The following is a 905-nucleotide window of genomic DNA, read 5'->3' as shown; positions in this document are numbered from 1 at the left end:
GTGCTGACCAACGACACCGATCCGGATGCCGGTGACACCAAGACGGTTACGGCCGTGGTCTTCGGCTCCACGACCGGCACGCTCGGCACGGCACTGAACGGCACCTATGGCAGTCTCGTGCTCAGCGCATCGGGCGTCTATAGCTATGCCGTCAACGAGACCAATGCCGCCGTCCAGGCTCTGCGCCAGTCGACCAATACGCTGAGCGATGTCTTCAGCTACACGATGCGGGATACCGCTGGTGCCACCGCCACGGCAAACCTGACCATCACCATCCATGGTGCCAACGACGCACCGGTGCTGGCCGTCCAGACGGCGACCCAGAATGCCACCGTCGGCTCCGCCTTCTCCTTCGTGCTGCCGACCACGACCTTCACCGATGTCGACAGCGGCGAGACGCTGACCTATACGGCAACGGCCGCCGACGGCACGGCGCTTCCCGCCTGGCTGGCCTTCAACGCCACGACGCGGACATTCTCCGGCACGCCGACGACATCAGGCACCTACGGCGTCAAGGTGACGGCGACCGACCTCGGCGGCCTCTCGGCCAACGAGAGCTTCAACATCGCCGTATCGACAGCGCCAACGACTTATAGCCTGTTTTCCGCTTCCAGCATGCCAACCCAGACGAACCTCAACGATGGTCAGCAGCTCGAGCTCGGCGTCAAGTTCCAGGCGAACGTTGCCGGTGACATTACCGGCATCAAGTTCTATCGCAGCGCCAATGACAACGGACAGAATGTCGTCGACCTGTGGACCACGACAGGCACCAAACTTGCAACCGCCACCTTCACCAACACCACGGCGAGCGGTTGGCAGACGGTGAACTTTGCAACACCTGTCACGATTGCCGCCAACACCAACTATGTCGCCTCCTATCACACAACCGGTGCCTATGTGGCGAC

General features: G+C 62.2%; 1 protein-coding gene. It reads left to right on the top strand.

All coding sequences use genetic code 11. From position 1 onward, the window contains the following. Window positions 1-905: DUF4082 domain-containing protein (locus PMI11_RS35890; protein ID WP_157179740.1), on the top strand; the 905-nt coding region annotated here is incomplete at both ends.

Source organism: Rhizobium sp. CF142, from assembly GCF_000281145.1.
Taxonomy (GTDB): domain Bacteria; phylum Pseudomonadota; class Alphaproteobacteria; order Rhizobiales; family Rhizobiaceae; genus Rhizobium.
Note: the sequence above shows the minus strand (reverse complement) of the source record. Positions and strands in the feature narration are given on the sequence as shown.